Origin of the sequence: Streptomyces sp. CB02400, assembly GCF_001905725.1 — a bacterium.
In the GTDB taxonomy this organism is placed as follows: domain Bacteria; phylum Actinomycetota; class Actinomycetes; order Streptomycetales; family Streptomycetaceae; genus Streptomyces; species Streptomyces atrovirens.
This window is the reverse complement of record NZ_LIWB01000020.1, coordinates 116,096-133,009: the sequence shown is the minus strand read 5'-3', so window position 1 is coordinate 133,009 and position 16,914 is coordinate 116,096. Positions and strand designations below refer to the sequence as shown.

At 71.0% G+C, this 16,914-nt stretch carries 15 protein-coding genes and 1 tRNA gene; 15 read left to right on the top strand and 1 reads right to left on the bottom strand.

What is annotated here, in order from left to right; all coding sequences use genetic code 11:
• The first annotated feature begins 142 nt into the window (after window positions 1-142).
• The 6 genes from AMK33_RS34190 (at window position 143) to AMK33_RS34165 (ending at window position 9,046) form a co-directional block, all read left to right on the top strand.
• Window positions 143-850 carry a lytic polysaccharide monooxygenase gene (locus AMK33_RS34190; protein WP_073936897.1) on the top strand — a complete coding sequence of 236 codons (708 nt, stop codon included), beginning with the start codon at window positions 143-145 and terminating at the stop codon, window positions 848-850.
• Window positions 851-961: 111 nt separating this feature from the next.
• Window positions 962-2,578 carry a carbohydrate binding domain-containing protein gene (locus AMK33_RS34185; RefSeq protein WP_073936896.1) on the top strand — a complete coding sequence of 539 codons (1,617 nt, stop codon included), beginning with the start codon at window positions 962-964 and terminating at the stop codon, window positions 2,576-2,578.
• 752 nt (window positions 2,579-3,330) lie between these two features.
• Window positions 3,331-5,238 (top strand): ABC transporter ATP-binding protein, encoded by a 1,908-nt coding sequence (locus AMK33_RS34180; protein ID WP_107425302.1) that lies wholly within the window; start codon window positions 3,331-3,333, stop codon window positions 5,236-5,238.
• 226 nt (window positions 5,239-5,464) lie between these two features.
• Window positions 5,465-5,803: a hypothetical protein gene (locus AMK33_RS43120; protein ID WP_167748611.1), complete on the top strand. Its 339-nt coding sequence runs from the start codon at window positions 5,465-5,467 to the stop codon at window positions 5,801-5,803.
• An 82-nt stretch (window positions 5,804-5,885) separates the two neighbouring features.
• Window positions 5,886-6,575, top strand: a complete 690-nt coding sequence (locus AMK33_RS34170; RefSeq protein ID WP_073936894.1) for an IMP cyclohydrolase — start codon at window positions 5,886-5,888, stop codon at window positions 6,573-6,575.
• 338 nt (window positions 6,576-6,913) lie between these two features.
• On the top strand, window positions 6,914-9,046 hold the full coding sequence (locus AMK33_RS34165) for a cellulose binding domain-containing protein (protein ID WP_073936893.1): 2,133 nt from the start codon (window positions 6,914-6,916) through the stop codon (window positions 9,044-9,046).
• A gap of 81 nt (window positions 9,047-9,127) precedes the next feature.
• Here AMK33_RS34165 and AMK33_RS34160 read toward each other — a convergent pair whose 3' ends face one another.
• On the bottom strand, window positions 9,128-9,667 hold the full coding sequence (locus tag AMK33_RS34160) for a YncE family protein (RefSeq protein WP_073936892.1): 540 nt from the start codon (window positions 9,665-9,667) through the stop codon (window positions 9,128-9,130).
• A gap of 88 nt (window positions 9,668-9,755) precedes the next feature.
• Between AMK33_RS34160 and AMK33_RS34155 the strand changes: the two genes are divergently transcribed.
• The 9 genes from AMK33_RS34155 (at window position 9,756) to AMK33_RS34115 (ending at window position 16,909) form a co-directional block, all read left to right on the top strand.
• Complete coding sequence (locus AMK33_RS34155) at window positions 9,756-10,358, top strand: FecCD family ABC transporter permease (RefSeq protein WP_235618275.1); 603 nt, start codon at window positions 9,756-9,758, stop codon at window positions 10,356-10,358.
• Window positions 10,359-10,706: 348 nt separating this feature from the next.
• Window positions 10,707-11,294 (top strand): helix-turn-helix domain-containing protein, encoded by a 588-nt coding sequence (locus AMK33_RS34150; protein ID WP_073936891.1) that lies wholly within the window; start codon window positions 10,707-10,709, stop codon window positions 11,292-11,294.
• Window positions 11,291-11,836, top strand: a complete 546-nt coding sequence (locus tag AMK33_RS34145) for a GNAT family N-acetyltransferase (RefSeq protein ID WP_107425299.1) — start codon at window positions 11,291-11,293, stop codon at window positions 11,834-11,836. Before AMK33_RS34150 ends, AMK33_RS34145 begins: the two co-directional genes overlap by 4 nt.
• 30 nt (window positions 11,837-11,866) lie before the next feature.
• Complete coding sequence (locus AMK33_RS34140) at window positions 11,867-12,253, top strand: MmcQ/YjbR family DNA-binding protein (protein ID WP_073936890.1); 387 nt, start codon at window positions 11,867-11,869, stop codon at window positions 12,251-12,253.
• Window positions 12,254-12,334: 81 nt separating this feature from the next.
• A tRNA-Pro gene (locus tag AMK33_RS34135) sits at window positions 12,335-12,408 on the top strand.
• Between the two features lie 254 nt (window positions 12,409-12,662).
• Window positions 12,663-13,946, top strand: a complete 1,284-nt coding sequence (locus AMK33_RS34130) for an ABC transporter substrate-binding protein (protein ID WP_201263134.1) — start codon at window positions 12,663-12,665, stop codon at window positions 13,944-13,946.
• A 5-nt stretch (window positions 13,947-13,951) separates the two neighbouring features.
• Complete coding sequence (locus tag AMK33_RS34125; protein WP_079195068.1) at window positions 13,952-14,872, top strand: carbohydrate ABC transporter permease; 921 nt, start codon at window positions 13,952-13,954, stop codon at window positions 14,870-14,872.
• Window positions 14,872-15,705 carry a carbohydrate ABC transporter permease gene (locus AMK33_RS34120; RefSeq protein ID WP_073936888.1) on the top strand — a complete coding sequence of 278 codons (834 nt, stop codon included), beginning with the start codon at window positions 14,872-14,874 and terminating at the stop codon, window positions 15,703-15,705. The genes AMK33_RS34125 and AMK33_RS34120 overlap by 1 nt, the downstream gene beginning before the upstream one ends.
• Before the next feature lie 25 nt (window positions 15,706-15,730).
• A complete protein-coding gene (locus AMK33_RS34115; RefSeq protein ID WP_073936887.1) occupies window positions 15,731-16,909 on the top strand; it encodes an ABC transporter ATP-binding protein in 1,179 nt (392 codons plus the stop codon).
• Window positions 16,910-16,914 lie beyond the last annotated feature (5 nt).

Sequence of the window (16,914 nt, the reverse complement as noted above, 5' to 3'; positions counted from 1 at the left end):
CAACCTCTTGACGGCACCCACAGGGTCGCTAAGGTCTAGACCTGACATGCGCAGGTCTAGACCTGTGCTGTGAGGTTGCCTGATCGGCAACGTCGTACGCCGGGGCGGGCTGGTTCGACGGAGACCGAAGGGGAAGAATGTCATGAGCATGAAAAGAAAGGTGGCTGTCGCCGTGGGAGCGCTGGTCGCTCCCGTGGTCGCGATCAGCCTGCCGGCGCCGACGGCGAGCGCCCACGGCTGGGTGGTCTCGCCGGGGAGCCGGCAGGACCAGTGCGCCAACCGCGTGGTGCAGTGCGGTCAGATCAAGTGGGAACCGGCGAGCGTCGAGGGCCCGAAGGGACTGCGCGACTGCAGCGGCGGGGACCCCCGGTGGGCCGACCTGGACGACGACAGCAAGGGCTGGCGGGTCACGCCGATCGGCACCACGCACACCTTCACCTGGACCATCGAGGCACGGCACGCCACCAGCAACTGGCAGTACTTCATCGGTGACCAGAAGGTCGCGCAGTTCGACGGTCGTGGCGCCCAGCCCCCCGCCTCGGTCAGCCACCAGCTGGACTTCGGCGGGTTCACCGGCCGGCAGAAGGTGCTCGCCGTCTGGAACATCGCGGACACCGCCAACGCCTTCTACGCCTGCATCGACGTCAACATCGGCGGCGGTGACGACGGCGGTGGTGACGACGAGCCGGGCGACTGCATCGCGCCGGTCTGGAACGCCGGGAGCGTCTACACCGGCGGCGAGACCGTCTCCCACGGCGGCCGCACCTGGCGCGCCAAGTGGTGGGTGACGGGCGAGGAGCCCGGCGCCACCGGCGAATGGGGCGTCTGGGAAGACCTCGGTGCCTGCTGAACCGCCGCACCACCCGATCGCAACCGGCCGGCGTACGCCCCGGAAGGAGCGTACGCCGGTCCCCGCACACCCCCACCGCATCGGCTCTCCTCCACCCCATCGGGAGACAGCGTGAGAACCCGACACCGCATCCTCGCCTGCGCCACCGCCGCCCTGATCGGCAGCGCCGGCGCACTGACCACGCCCTCCGCCGCACAAGCCGCCAACCTGCTGTCCGACCCCGGGTTCGAGTCCGGCACCCTGTCGGACTGGTCCTGCTCGGACGGTACGGGATCCGTGGTGAGCAGCCCCGTGCACGGCGGCACCAAGGCGCTCGCGGGCGCCGCGAGCACCGCCGACAACGCACGGTGCGCACAGACGGTCTCCGTCCAGCCCGACACCGAGTACACCCTGTCCGCCTGGGTGCGCGGGAACTACGTGTACCTCGGCGTCGACGGCGACGCGTCCACGTGGACCGCCTCCGCCTCCGACTGGAAACAGCTGACCGTCTCCTTCACCACCGGCGCCTCCCAGCGCACCGCCGAGGTCTACCTGCACGGCTGGTACGGCCAGGGCACCTACCACGCCGACGACATCAGCCTGGACGGTCCCGGTGGCGGCGACGACGCCGAGGCCCCCACCGCGCCGGGCTCCCCCCGGGTCACCGGCACCTCCGCGACCAGCGTCTCGCTCGCCTGGAACGCCTCCACCGACAACGTCGGCGTCACCGGCTACGACGTCTACCGCGACGGTGTCCTGGCGACATCGGTGACGGGAACCACCGCGACGGTCTCCGGCCTGACGCCCAGCACCGACTACCGCTTCACCGTCCGGGCGAAGGACCGGGCGGGAAACGTGTCCCCGGACTCCCAGGCCGTCACCGCGACCACTGACGAGAAGGGCGGCGACGACACCCGCTTCATCCAGGCCGCGCCCTACCTCTATCTCGGCTGGGGCAATCCGCCGAGTGCGACCGAGGTCATGAACGCCACCGGCATCAAGTGGTACACGATGGCCTTCATCCTCGCGCAGAACGGATGCAACCCCGCCTGGGACAGCCAGCGCCCCCTCACCGGAGGCGTGGACGAGTCGACCATCGAAGCGATCCGCGCGGCCGGCGGCGACATCGTCCCCTCCATCGGAGGCTGGAGCGGCAACAAGCTCGGCCCCAACTGCGCCACTCCCGAAGCTCTCGCCGGCGCCTACCAGAAGGTGATCGACGCCTACGACCTCAAGGCGATCGACGTCGACATCGAGAACACCGACGAGTTCGAGAACGCGGCGGTCCAGGACCGCATCCTCGGCGCCCTGAAGATCGTCAAGCAGAACAACCCGGGCCTGCGGACGATCCTCACCTTCCCGACCCTCAACACCGGCCCCAACTCCTGGGGCAACCGCCTCATCGAGCGCTCCCACGCCCTCGGGGCGGACATCGACAACTTCACCATCATGCCGTTCAACTTCGGTGGCCAGGCCGACATGTACGGCAGCACGGTGAACGCGACCGAGGGCCTGAAGGGCAAGCTCATGTCCGTCTTCGGCTGGACCGAGGCGCAGGCATACGCCCACATCGGCATCTCCGGCATGAACAACAGCAGCGACACCGGTGAGATCACCACCCCGCGGATCTGGACCCAGATCCGCGACTGGGCCAACTCCCACCACATCGGACGGCTCGCCTTCTGGTCGGTCAACCGCGACCGCCCCAACTGGGAGTTCACCTCCATCACGGCCGGTTTCACCGGCTGACCCGTCCGCGCCCGGGCACGGCGGACGCCGCCGTGCCCGGCCGCACGGTGCCCCGGCCGCCGCCCGGGACCACCGCCCTGTAGTCACTGTGAGGCATCGGCCTGAACCAGATCAGCGTGAACGCGGCCGGGTCAGGTGACCTTGTGACAGGCCCTCTTACCGAGCAGTTGACCTGTCCCTGTCGGCTCGGGCTGCCGGTGACACTGAGCAACCATGTGCGGATGCCGTCGGGGGTGATCGAGCGTGCTGTGACGCAGGTCGGACAGCACCGGGTCAGCACGCCACGAACCCCGTGCTGGTTCCGTGCTGACCTCGAAGGCCGGACTCATGGAAAACCGCGGGTCCTAGCCCGATCGAATGAGTTGTCGTACCACTCGATGGCGGTGCCGATGAGGGACGCGGCGACGATGCGCTTGAGGTTGCCGGGAGGCGGGGGAGCGGTTGCTGGGGAGGCCATGTGCGCCACTTCCTCGTGTGCGGTGGGGGCGGGTACGTGCCGGCACCCCGTAGAAATACGCAGGTCAGGCGCACATGTGGCGGGACGCCATAGTTCGGGGACTGTGTATGCGCGCAGCACCGTGCTGACTCCCGTGCCGAAACGGCCGCACCGATCACCGGAAGTTCACCAGCTGATACGTCCGCTGTGTGCGTTGAACACATCGGTGTCCGGTTCTCGCCAGTCCGCGGTAAATGCCTGGACCGGGAACCTCCCCCGACGGGAGACTGCCGACTTCCGAGCCTCCGGGAGTGTGATGGGGACAACAGATACGCGAGGGCCGACGCCGGGCAGGAGCGCGGTCGTTCTGGCGCTGCGTCGCTACGGCCGGGAACTGCTGCGACTACGGCTGCTGGCCCTGCCCGCGCTGCTGCTGCCGGCCGTGGGCAACATCGGCATCCGCTACATCGCCCCCCTGCTGATCGCCAAACTGGCGGGGCAGGCCGCCGACGACGGTGGTCTCACCCTCGCCTCGGCACTGCCGTACGTGCTGGGCTTCGGCGCGGTGCTGCTGCTCGCCGAGGCCGTGTGGCGGATCGGGCAGCACTGCCTGAACCGCGTGGACGCCCTCGGCATGGAGCACCTGTACGTGAGCGGCATGGACGAACTCCTCGCCCAGGACGCGGCGTTCTTCCACGACAACTTCGCCGGCTCCCTGACCAAAAGGGTGTTGAGCTTCGGCAAGCGCTTCGAGGACTTCGTCGACACGGTGACGTACCGGATCGTGGGCAGTCTCGTCCCCCTGGTGTTCGGTGCCGTGGTGCTGTGGAGCTACGAACCGATGCTCGTCGCCGGCCTCCTGGTGATGATCGCGCTGACCGTGGTGGCCGCGACACCTCTGATCCGGCGCCGGCAGAGGCTCGTCAACGACCGTGAGGCGGCGATCGCCCGGGTCTCCGGCCATGTCGCCGACAGCCTCATGAACATGGAGACCATCCGGGCGTTCGCGGCCGAGCGCCGGGAGGCCCAGGAACACCGCAGTCGTGTCGCGGACTCCCGGCGCCTGACGTTGAAGTCGTGGGACTACGGCAATCTGCGCGTCGACGTCCTGGTCGCCCCCATGTCCGTGCTGACCAACGTGCTGGGCCTGTTGGTCGCCGTCGCCTTCGGCGGCCCGGGACAGGGAGTGGAGGAGATCGTCGTCGCTTTCACCTACTACTCCAACGCGACCCAGATCATGTTCGAGTTCAACCAGATCTACCGGCGGCTGGAAAGCTCGATGACCGAGGCCGCACAGTTCACGGAGCTGCTGCTGGACCCGCCCACCGTGCTCGATCCGGCGGAACCCGAACCGCTCGCACCGCGGGACACCGGCGTCCGCTTCGAGGCGGTGACGTTCGCCCACGCCGGCGCGAAGCCGATCTTCCGGGGCCTCGACCTGGATGTGCCCGCAGGCACGCGGATCGGCCTGGTCGGCAGGTCCGGCGGCGGCAAGACCACGCTCACCCGGCTCCTGCTGCGGATGTCGGACATCGACGGCGGACGCGTCCTGATCGGCGGTCAGGACATCAGCCGGCTGCGCCAGGCCGACCTGCGTTCACTGATCGCGTACGTTCCGCAGGAACCCGCGATGTTCCACCGCAGCCTGCGGGACAACATCGCCTTCGCCCGGCCCGGCGCCACCGACGAGGAGATCCACGCGGCGGCCGCGGCCGCACACGTCACGGAGTTCGCCGACCAACTCCCCGACGGCTTCGCCACCCTGGTGGGGGAGAGGGGAGTGAAACTCTCGGGCGGCCAGCGCCAGCGCGTCGCCCTCGCCAGGGCCGTCCTCCGCGACGCCCCGATCCTGCTGCTCGACGAGGCGACCAGTGCGCTGGACTCGGAGAGCGAACTCCTCGTCCAGGACGCCCTGTGGCGGCTGATGGACGGACGTACGGCCCTCGTGGTCGCCCACCGCCTGAGCACCGTCGCCGGCATGGACCGTCTCGTCGTCCTCGACCGCGGAAGCGTCGTCGAACAGGGCACCCACAAGGAGTTGCTCGCGACGAACGGCGCCTACGCCAAGCTGTGGCGGCACCAGTCGGGCGGCTTCCTCGGCGAGAGCACCGAGAGCACCGAGAGCACCGAGAGCACCGAGTCCGCCCCCGGACACCCGGTGCTCGACGGGACCACGGGACGTCGTCGCACGTTCGTACGAGCACCGGGTCCGTGTGACGAGTAGGTTTCCGGCCATCCTCGACCGCCGGTGGTGTCACGCCGGCGAGGTCCGGGCTGCGCTCCATGACAAGGATGGCTGCGCTCCCCGCCGAGGACTGGGTTGTCCGTGCTTGGCACAGTGAAGCGGCGACACCCGGGTGAGCTCGTGCCTGCCCGGCGCCGGAGGGCACCTGGTGTCCGGGGGCGGATGGCGCACACCCCTGTGCCGGGCGAAGGAGAGAACCGACGCGATGAGAATGGACGACATGGGGGAGCCCGAGGGCGGACGCCCCTGGGAACGTTCGAAGGCCCGAAGCGAACCGCCGGCAGGCGGCCCCGGCGGTCCGGCCCGCCCCGGGGGGCCCGTCCGCCGCCACGCGGAGGGCGGTGACGGCAGCCGGCACACGACACGGAGCGTGCCGTCCGTCGTCGTCGTGATCCTGCTCGCCGTCTGGACCGTCTTCGCCGTGCAGTGGAAAGAACAGGACTGTCCCCTCGTCCCCACCTCCTACGTGCTCGTGATCACCCACGGGGCCCCGAGCGTCTTCGAGGGATGCGGCGATCACCCCATCGACGTCACCGAGGACTGAACGGCATCAAGTCGCAGCGCGGGGACGGCTGAACGGTATCTTCAGGTACCTCCTCGGACCGACCGATCAGAAAGCCGACCGGATGCTCACACTGCACGAACTGCTGGCCGCCGACCCCTACCCCGGACGGGGCGTCCTGTACGCCCGCACGCACTCCGGAGCCGTTCTGGGCGGCTACTTCCTCACGGGGCGCAGTGCGGCGTCCCGGGACCGTGCGCTGCGTCTGGTCGACGGCGACCTGGTGGTCGGCCCGCCGGCTCCCGGCGAGCACGACCCGCTGCGGCACTACGCCGCCGTGACGACCACACGGGACTGGCTCGTCCTCGGCAACGGCGAGCAGGTGTCCCAGGTGGCCGAGCGGCTGCGCGGCGGGGCCGCGCCCACCGTGGCGCTCGGCGGACTGGAGTACGAGCCGGACCCGCCGATCCGCACCTCCCGCATCACCGCGCTGATCAGCCTCGACGGTGGCCGCGCCGCCGTGCTCGGCGCCGCGCGCCCCAGCCGTGCCTCGCGTCCGTCGACGAACGTGATGACCCTCGCGGTGCGGGACCTGGAGCCCGGTGAGGCCGTTCTGCTCACGACGTACGTGTCCGACGGCGAGCGGGTCTCCGTCGCCGCGCCCTATGCCGAGACGGCCGTCGAGGCGAAGACCGCCGAGGACCTGCTGGACGAGATCTGGTCCGCGCTCGACAGCCGGTTCCGCGTCGCCGCCACGGTCGTCGACCCCGTCGAAGGCCCGGCCAAGGCCCTTCAGGTCCGTCAGGACGTCTGAGCACGTCCGTCAGGACACCTGACACGTCCGGTCGTGGTGGGCGCCCGCCGTCTCGCGCCGGCCTGCGCTCCCAAGGCTCTCCTCCGGACGGACGGTCACACCGATGCCCCCGGAGCCCGCCTGTTGACAGAAGGTCACACCACTCCCATCATGGGAGCGCTCCCACCAGCGTGATCCGCCGCGCGCCGCCCGTGCGCGACCGCACCGCATCCACGCACCGTTTCCTGTGCCACCGGCGCGGAACGTCCTGCTGCCGCACCGGCACTCCGCCTGTCCGGCCGCACGGGTCCGGCACCCGCCGCCCGCCCGTGCCGCCGGACCCCGAGGGAGGATCCCCCATGTCCTTACCGCAGAGATCCGGCCGGCCGGCCGGTACCGGCACCCGTCACCTCGTACGCACCGCCGCCGCCCTGACCGCCGCGCTCGCCCTGCTGTCCCCGCTGAACGCCACCGGTGTCGCGTCGGCCGCCGCGCCCGAGACCCCCGCCGCGGACGTCGACGTCCAGGTCAACACGCAGGCATCGCTGGGCCGCATGTCCGACACCGCGCGCGGGGTCAACACGGCCATCTGGGACTCGCACATGAACGATCCCGAGGTCGCCGACCTGATGAAGGCGGCCGACGTCGGGGCGATGCGCTACCCCGGCGGCTCGTACGCGGACATCTACCACTGGGAGACGCACACGGCGCCCGGCGGATACGTCGCCCCCGGCACCGGCTTCGACGCCTTCATGGGCACCGTCCGCGCCACCGGCGCCCAGCCGATCCTGATCGCCAACTACGGCTCCGGCACGCCCGAGGAGGCGGCCGGCTGGGTCCGGTACGCCAACGTCACCAAGGACTACGACGCGAAGTACTGGGAGATCGGCAACGAGATCTACGGCAACGGCCACTACGGCAACGGCTGGGAGCACGACGAGCACGAGGACAAGAGCCCCCGGGAGTACGCCCGTCAGGTCCGCGCCTACGCAGAGGCCATGAAGGCCGTCGACCCCACCGTCAAGATCGGCGCGGTCCTCACCACCCCGGGCCACTGGCCGGACGGCGTCGTCGGCGAGGGCGATCCGGGCGACTGGAACCACACCGTGCTCTCCGAAGTCACCGACGTCATCGACTTCGTGAGCGTCCACTGGTACGCGGGCGGCGCCGACACCACCGCCGAGGACGCCATGGCCAGGCTGACCAGGCTGCCCGGCGAACTGCGCGAGGTCCGCAGCCAGCTCGACCGGTACGCGGGCGCCGACTCACCGCGCATCGGCATCGCCCTCACCGAGATCAACACCAACACCGGCGGCGCCATGCTCACCGCCCGCCCCAACGGCCTGTTCGCCGCCGATGCGTTCATGACGGCCCTGGAGAACGGTGTCTTCACCGTCGACTGGTGGAACACCCACAACGGCGCGGGCCGGATCACCACCGTCGACGGCGAGACGGACTACGGCGACATGGGGATGCTCTCCAGCGGCGCCTGCACCGGTGACGTCTGCGAGCCGGCGCCCAACACACCGTTCCACCCCTACTACGGCATGAAGATGACCAGCGAACTGGGCACCGCCGGCGACACCCTGGTCGCCGCCGCGTCCTCCGCGCAGGACGTCTCCGCCCACGCCGTGCACCGTCGCGACGGACGGCTGAGCGTCCTGCTCATCAACAAGGACCCGGACGCCGCGCGGACCGTGGACCTCGACTACGAGGGCTTCACCCCGTCCGCCGCCGCACCCGAGGTCAGCCGTTACGCGCGCGGCGACAGCGACATCACCGACGTCACCGACGGTACGGCGTCCGCCTCCCGGGTCACCGTGCCGCCGTACGGGATGCTCACCGTCACCCTCACTCCGCAGTCCGGCACCGGGCCGGGGGCGTCCGACGCCGGGGCCCCGGGGACACCGCGGCTGGAGGCGGTGACCGACACCACCGCGAGCCTGTCCTGGGAGGGCGCGGCGGGCGCCACCCGCTACCTGGTCCAGGAGCGCGACGGCGCGCACACCCATGTGGTGGGCGAGACCACCGGCACGTCCGTGACCCTGCGGAACCTGCCCCCGGGCAGCACCCACACGGTCAACGTGCTGGCGGCCGACGCCTCTGGCCGGCTCTCCGCCCCGTCCACTCCGCTGACCTTCACCACCGGCACTCCGCCGGACGCCCCCTGCGCGGTGACCTACCACCGCGACACGAGCTGGGGCAACGGCTTCGTGGCCACGGTCACCGTCCGGAACCTCTCGGACACCCCGATCACCGGCTGGACCGTGGACTGGGACTGGCCGACCGACCGCCAGTCGGTGTCCTCCGGCTGGAACGCCACGTTCCACCAGACGGGCACGCATGTACGGGTGACCGCTCCCGAAGGTGCCGGGGCGCTGGCCCCGGACGGCGGGTCGACGGCCTCGTTCGGCTTCGTCGGCGCCAATGACGGGCCCAACCCGCAGCCGACGGTCTTCCGCCTCAACGGCGCCGTCTGCTCGGGCGGCTGACGCCCGCGAAGGCTGACGCCCGCGAAGGCCGCGCAGCGAGAACGGGGGCGGCAGGCAGGACCGGCCGCCCCCGCCGGGGCCTCAGCGGGCGAGGCGGATCCGGGCCAGGGTGTCCTCGGTCTGCGTGGCGCCGGACTTGTCGGTCACGTAGGCGGTGCCGTCGGTGATCTCCACGTGGTTGGGGTTGGCCCCGGTGGCCACGGTCTCCTCGACCACGCCCTCGCGCGGGTCGACCACCGTGACGGTGACGGCGGTGCGGTTGACCACCACGACGTCGCCGGAGCGCTCGTCGGTGGCCACCGAGAGGGCGCCGGCGCCGGTCGCCACGGACTTGGTCACGGTGCCCTCGCGCAGGTCGATCACGGACAGGGTGCCCGAGGTCTGGTCGGCGGTGTAGGCCGTCCGGCCGTTCTTCGACAGGGAGACAGAGATCGGGCCGTCACCGGCCGGGAGGAAGCGCGGGGTCGTGGAGCCGCGCTTCAGCTCGATGAGCCGGTCGTTGCCCAGGTCGGCGGCGTAGAGGGCGCCGGTCCTCTCGTCGAGGGTCAGGCCGGCCGGGCCCGCGCCCTCGACGGTGACGCGCTTCTTCTCCTCGAACGTCCGGCGCCTCGGCCGGGGCACTGGTCGCGATCATCGTCCTCGACACGGGTGCCGTGCCGCGCAGACCGCGGCCGGCGCGGTCTGCGGAGGCCTCGCCACCGCCGCCGCCGTGTACCTGCTGGCCTGGCGGCGCGGCGTGCACGGCTACCGGCTGGTCCTCGTCGGCATCGGCGCGTCCGCCGTGCTCGGCGCGGCCACCGGCTTCCTGTACGTCCGCGCGGACATCGGCAAGGCCGCCCAGGCGGCGAGCTGGACGATCGGCTCCCTCAACGCCCGCGACTGGACCGACGTACGCGTCGCGGCGCTCGGACTGCCGGCCCTGCTCCCGGTCGTCCTGGTCCACGCGCGGCGGCTGACGATGCTGGAGATGGGCGACGACACCGCCGCCGCGCTCGGGGTGCCGCCCGAGCGCAGCCGCCTGGTCCTGCTCGCCGCCGGTACGGGACTCACGGCGATGGCCGTCGCGGCGGCCGGCCCGGTCCCGTTCGTGGCGATGGCGGCCCCGCAGCCGGCACGCCGCGTGACCCGGGCCGCGGGGCCGAACGTCCTGCCCGCCGGATGGACGGGGGCGCTCCTGGTGACCGCCGCCGACCTGGTCACCCAGCGGCTGACCGGCTCGGCACTGCTGCCGGTCGGCGTGCTCACCGGTGTGGCCGGCGGCGCCTACCTGGCGTGGCTGCTGCGCGGTGAGCGCCGCGGCGCCCGGCTGTGAAACGCCCGCGGGACCACAGCTCGCCGGCCCGGTTTGCCGTACTGCGAGTAACAAGATCAAAGTTGATGTGTGCGCCTCAGGCAACCAGTCGAGGTGGCCCCATCCCCCTGCGGCGCCCGTGATCCGTGGTGCCCGGACGACCTTCAGGAAGTCGAATGCAACCGTCGTACGACAGCCTCGAGCAGGCCCGCCAGGACTACGAGCAGCACCTTCGGAGCTGCCGTCAATGCGGTGCGGACGGCACACAGTGCCCCGTGGCCAAGCATCTGAGGCGGCTGTACAACAACCTCGCCAGAGCCGGCCGGTGACCACTCCCTATCATCTCGAATACGGGATAGAATCCCGTATGTGAAACATGATGAGACCGGGGACGCCTCCCCGGACCCCGTCGACGTCCGGCTCGGCGGGCGCCTGGCCGAACTGCGGAGCGAGCACGGCTGGTCGCTCGGAGAGCTGGCGGAGCGCAGTGGGATCAGCCGGTCCACCCTGTCCAGGGCCGAGCGCGCGGAGACCAGTCCCACCGCCTCCCTGCTCAACCGGCTGTGCGCCGTCTACGGGCGGACCATGTCCCAACTGCTCAGCGAGATCGAGGCGGAGCCCGCGCCGCTGGTGCGGGCCGCCGACCAGCCGGTGTGGGAGGACAGGGCCTCCGGTTTCGTCCGCCGGTCCGTGTCCCCGCCGCACGGCGGGCTGCGCGGCGAACTCGTCGAGGGCCGGCTCGACGCCGGTGCGGACATCACCTACGACCGGCCGCCCGTACCCGGCCTGGAACAGCACATCTGGGTCCTGGAAGGAGCCCTCGCCGTGACGGACCGGGACGTCGAGCACCGTCTCGGCGACGGCGACTGCCTCAGACTCCGCGTCTGGGGCCCCACCCGGTTCCGCTGCCCCGGCCCCGAGGGCGTGCGCTACGTACTGGCGGTGGTGCGACCGTGAACATCGTCCGGCTGGACGCGGCCCGCCTGGCCGACCTGGCCCCGTCCTTGGCCGAACTGCTCGCCGACACGGTGGACGGCGGCGCCTCCGTCGGCTTCCTGGCCCCGCTCGACCGCGCGGAGGCGGCCGGCTGGTGGAGGGAACGGTCCGCGGCCGTCACCGCAGGCCGGCTCGCGGTGTGGGCGGCGTACGAGGAACCCGGAAGGGTGCTGGGCACCGTGAGCCTCGCCCTCCCCGACAAGCCCAACAGCGTCCACCGCGCGGAACTGGTGAAGCTGATGGTGCACCGCGAGGCCCGTGGCCGGGGCCTCGGACGGCGGCTGCTGACCGTCGCGGAGGAGGCGGCCGCCGCGCGGGGCGTCACCCTGCTGCACCTGGACACCGAGACCGGCAGCCCCGCCGAGCACCTCTACCACTCCTCCGGCTGGACCCCCGTCGGCGCCATCCCCGACTACGCGGCGGACCCCGCCGGGGTGCTGCGGCCGACGACGATCTACTACAAGCGTCCGGGAGCGGACCCCGTACCGCCCGCCACCGGGTGAGTGTCAGTGCCGGCCGCTACGGTGCCTGCCATGCCGGATGCCGAAGACGTACGACGGATCGCCCTGTCCCTGCCGGACACCACGGAGAAGGTCGCCTGGAGCATGCCCACGTTCCGGGTCGCGGGGAAGATGTTCGCCACCCTGCCCGAGGACGAGACCTCCATCGCCGTGCGCTGCCCCAAGGAGGAGCGCGACGAACTGGCCCTCGCCGAACCGGAGAAGTTCTGGATCGCCGGCCACGAGGCGCAGTTCGCCTGGGTCAGGGTCCGCCTCGCCGCCCTGGAGGACGAGGGCGAGCTGCGCGACATCCTCGCCGACTCCTGGCGCCAGGCGGCCCCGCCCCGGCTCCTCGAGGCGCACCCCCGGCTGGGCCTGCCGCCCGAGGAGGCGCGCTCCGGGAGGAGCCCGCGGCCGTAAACGGATGCGCGATCACCGCCTGGAGTGCGGTATGGTTTCCGTGCGCGTTCGGCCGGGGGAATCCCCAGGTCAGACGGGCAACGGGACGTGGCGCAGCTTGGTAGCGCACTTGACTGGGGGTCAAGGGGTCGCAGGTTCAAATCCTGTCGTCCCGACTTGTCGAACAGCAGGTCGGAGGCCGTATCGGGGATACCCGGTACGGCCTTTTCGCCGTTCCTCCGCACAACGGCCGAGCTCGGCCCCGGCGGTCGCGCCCGGACCGAACCGGCCCCCGCCCATCGAGCGCCATGGGTGAGTCATTGACGAATGTCCTTGATGTCGCCCTATGTCCTGTTTAACGTTCGCCGGGTAGGCGCCGCCGCGGGGTCGGACACCCGCGCCGCGATCCCGGAAGCGAGGTGTGGAGCGCGTGCACGCGAGGCGCGGACGTGCCGGAAGGCCGCGACGGACGCGGGCGCTGGTCGCGCTGACCCTGCTGGCATCGGCGCTCGCCGCCTGCGGCGGTGACGAGGACACCTCCCGGCCCACCCTCGACTGGTACAACTTCCCCGACGACTCCGGCGCCCTGCAGCAGGCCGCCGACCGCTGCAGCCGGGCGTCCGGCGGCCGTTACCGCATCAGCTATCACAAACTGCCCCGCGCCGCCGACGGCCAGCGCCAGCAGCTGGTGCGCAGGCTCGCCGCCGAGGACGACTCCCTCGACATCCTGGGCCTCGACGTCACCTGGGCCGCCGAGTTCGCCGAGGCCCGCTGGATCCGGGAGTGGACCGGCGAGACGAAACGCCGGGCCACCGAGGGCACGCTCCGCGTCCCCCTGCAGACCGCCACCTGGAAGGGCAAGCTGTACGCCGTCCCGTACAACACCAACATCCAGCTCCTGTGGTACCGCGAGGACCTGGTGCCCACCCCGCCGAAGACCTGGTCCGAGATGCTGAACATGTCCCGCGAGCTCGCCCGGCGGGGCGAACCGCACTACGTGGAGATCCAGGGCGCCCAGTACGAGGGCCTCACCGTCTGGTTCAACTCCCTGGTCAACAGCGCGGGCGGCGCCATCCTCAACCCGAGTGCCACCGAGCCCTCCCTCGGACCGCCCGCCGTACGGGCCGCCTCGATCATGCGCGACCTCGCCGACTCCCCGGCCGCCGACCCCTCCCTGCCCAACCAGATGGAGGACCAGAACCGCCTGGCCATGGAGTCCGGCGTCGCGGCCTTCGAACTCAACTACCCGTTCGTCTATCCGTCGATGAGAAGCAACAACCCGCGGTTGTTCAAGGAGTTCCGCTGGGCGCCCTACCCCCGCGTCGACGCCGACCGCCCCTCCCGCCCCACCGTCGGCGGCATCGACCTCGCCGTCAGCGCCTACTCCCGCCACCCCGGCCTGGCCTTCGAGGCGGCCCTGTGCCTGCGCGACCGGGAGAACCAGCTCACCGCCGCGCTCGAGGGCGGACTCCCGCCCACCCTGCGCGCCCTCTACGACGACCCCGCCTTCATGAAGCAGTACCCCTTCTCCAAGGAGGTCCTGTCCTCCCTGGAGAGGGCGAGCGTACGGCCGCTCACCCCCGCCTACCAGAACGTGTCGATCGCCGTCTCCCACGCCCTGTCCCCGCCGTCCCGGATCGAGCCCGAGAGCGCGGTCGACACCATCAGGGAACAGATCGACCAGGCCCTGCGATCCGAGGGCGTGATCCCGTGAGCACCATGGCAGAGCCGACGAAGGACGAGGCGAAGGGCGGGAAGCCCCTCTCCGCCGGCGCCAGGCAGGAGCGCCGACTGGGCTGGCTGCTGTGCGCACCGGCCGTCCTCGTCATGGTCGCCGTGACCGCCTACCCCATCGGCTACGCGGTCTACCTGTCCCTCCAGCGCTACGACCTGCGCTTCCCGGCACGGGCCGAGTTCGTGGGCCTGAGCAACTACGGCGCGGTGCTGTCCTCACCGTTCTGGTGGGACGCCTTCTGGGTCACGGTGTTCCTGACCGCCGTGTCCGTGGCCATCGAGCTCGTCCTCGGCATGGGCCTCGCCCTGGTGATGCACCGCACGCTCTTCGCGCGCGGCACGGTGCGCACCGCGGTCCTCGTCCCGTACGGCATCGTCACCGTCGTCGCCGCCTTCTCCTGGCAGTACGCCTGGACCCCCGAACTCGGCTACCTCGCCGAGCTGCTGCCCAGCGGCGACGCCCCGCTCACCGAGCAGTGGCCCGCGCTGTGGCTGATCGTCCTCGCCGAGGTGTGGAAGACCACCCCGTTCATGGCGCTGCTCCTGCTGGCCGGCCTCGCCCTCGTCCCCGAGGAGACCCTCAAGGCGGCCATGGTCGACGGCGCCACCCCCTGGCAGCGGTTCACCAAGGTCATGCTGCCGCTGATGAAACCCGCCATCCTGGTCGCCCTGCTCTTCCGCACCCTGGACGCCTTCCGGATCTTCGACAACATCTACGTCCTGACCTCGGGCGCCCACGGCACCGGCTCCCTGTCCATCCTCGGCTACGACAACCTGTTCACCGCGCTGAACCTGGGCATCGGGTCGGCGATCTCGGTCCTGATCTTCCTCTGCGTCGGGATCATCGCCTTCACCTTCGTCAAGCTGTTCGGCGCCGCCGCACCGGGCGCGGAGGTGAAGCGCTGATGGCCGCCGCGGGCACCTCGCACGCCACCCGGTGGGGCTTCGTCAACGTCGTGGTGGTGCTGTACGCCCTGTTCCCGGTGTGGTGGATCGCCGCGCTGTCGTTCAAGGACCCCGGCACCCTCACCGACGGCAACTACATCCCGCGGGACTGGACCTTCGAGAACTACCGGGGCATCTTCGCGACCTCCGAGTTCACCCGGGCGCTGATCAACTCGATCGGCATCGCCCTGATCGCCACCGTGATCGCGGTGATCCTCGGCACCATGGCCGCCTACGCGGTGGCCCGGCTGCGGTTCCCCGGCAAGCAGCTCCTCATCGGCATGTCGCTGCTCATCGCCATGTTCCCGCCGATCTCCCTGGTCTCCCCGCTGTTCAACATCGAGCGGATCATCGGGATCTTCGACACCTGGCCCGGGCTGATCATCCCGTACATGACCTTCTCGCTGCCGCTGGCGATCTACACCCTGTCGGCGTTCTTCCGGGAGATCCCCTGGGACCTGGAGAAGGCCGCCAAGGTGGACGGGGCCACGCCCGCGCAGGCCTTCCGGCTGGTCATCGTGCCGCTCGCCGCGCCCGGCGTGTTCACCACCGCCATCCTCGTCTTCATCTTCTGCTGGAACGACTTCCTGTTCGCGATCTCGCTGACCTCCACCGAGTCCGCGCGCACGGTCCCCGCCGCGATCGCGTTCTTCACCGGCAGCTCGCAGTTCCAGCAGCCCACCGGGTCGATCGCCGCCGCCGCCGTGGTGATCACCGTTCCGATCATCATCTTCGTCCTGCTCTTCCAGCGGCGGATCGTCGCCGGACTGACCTCCGGGGCGGTCAAGGGATGAGCGTGAAGGCAAGGAGGCGCCGCCCATGGCCGAGATCGTCCTAGAGGGAGTCACCAAGCGCTATCCCGACGGCTCCCTCGCCGTGCGGGAGGTGGACCTCGACATCGCCGACGGCGAGTTCGTGATCCTGGTCGGCCCGTCCGGCTGCGGCAAGTCGACCACCCTGAACATGATCGCCGGGCTCGAGGACATCACCGAGGGCACCCTGCGCATCGGCGGCCGGGTCGTCAACGACCTCGCCCCCAAGGAGCGCGACGTCGCCATGGTGTTCCAGAGCTACGCCCTGTACCCGCACATGAGCGTGCGGGAGAACATGGGCTTCCCGCTGCGGCTGGCCAAGGTGGACAAGGCCGTCATCGACAGCAAGGTCGAGGAGGCCGCCCGGGTGCTCGACCTGGGCGAGTTCCTGGACCGCAAGCCCGCCAACCTCTCGGGCGGACAGCGCCAGCGGGTGGCGATGGGGCGGGCGATCGTCCGTGATCCCAAGGCGTTCCTCATGGACGAGCCGCTGTCCAACCTGGACGCCAAGCTCCGGGTGCAGATGCGCACCCAGATCTCCCGGCTGCAGCGCCGCCTGGGCACCACCACCGTGTACGTCACCCACGACCAGACCGAGGCGATGACGCTCGGCGACCGGGTCGTGGTGATGCGGCAGGGCCTGGTCCAGCAGGTCGGCACCCCCGCCCGGCTCTACGACATGCCGCGCAACCTGTTCGTCGCGGGCTTCATCGGCTCCCCGGCGATGAACTTCGTGGGCGCCTCCCTGTCCGGCGGCCTCCTGCGCACCCCGCTGGGCGACCTGCCGCTCGACGACCGCATGCGCCGGGTGCTGGAACGGCGGGACGCGCCGCGCGAGGTGATCGTCGGGCTGCGCCCCGAGGCCTTCGAGGACGCGAGCCTGGCGCGTGAGACGGGCGGCCCCGTCGTCACCGCCACCGTGGACGTGCTGGAGTCGCTGGGCTCCGACGCGTACGTCTACTTCAGCGCGGAGGGCGGTCCGGTGACCACCGCCGAACTGGAGGAACTCGCCACGGACTCGGGCGCGCGCGACACCGGGGCCCGGGGAGCCCAGCAGATCGTGGCCCGGCTGAACGCCGCCACCCGGGCCCGCGAGGGCGCCCCCGTCGAACTCCGGGTCGACATGGGCAAGGCCCATGTCTTCGACCCGTCGACCGGCACCAACCTCACCCACGCGGGAAACTAGCGCCC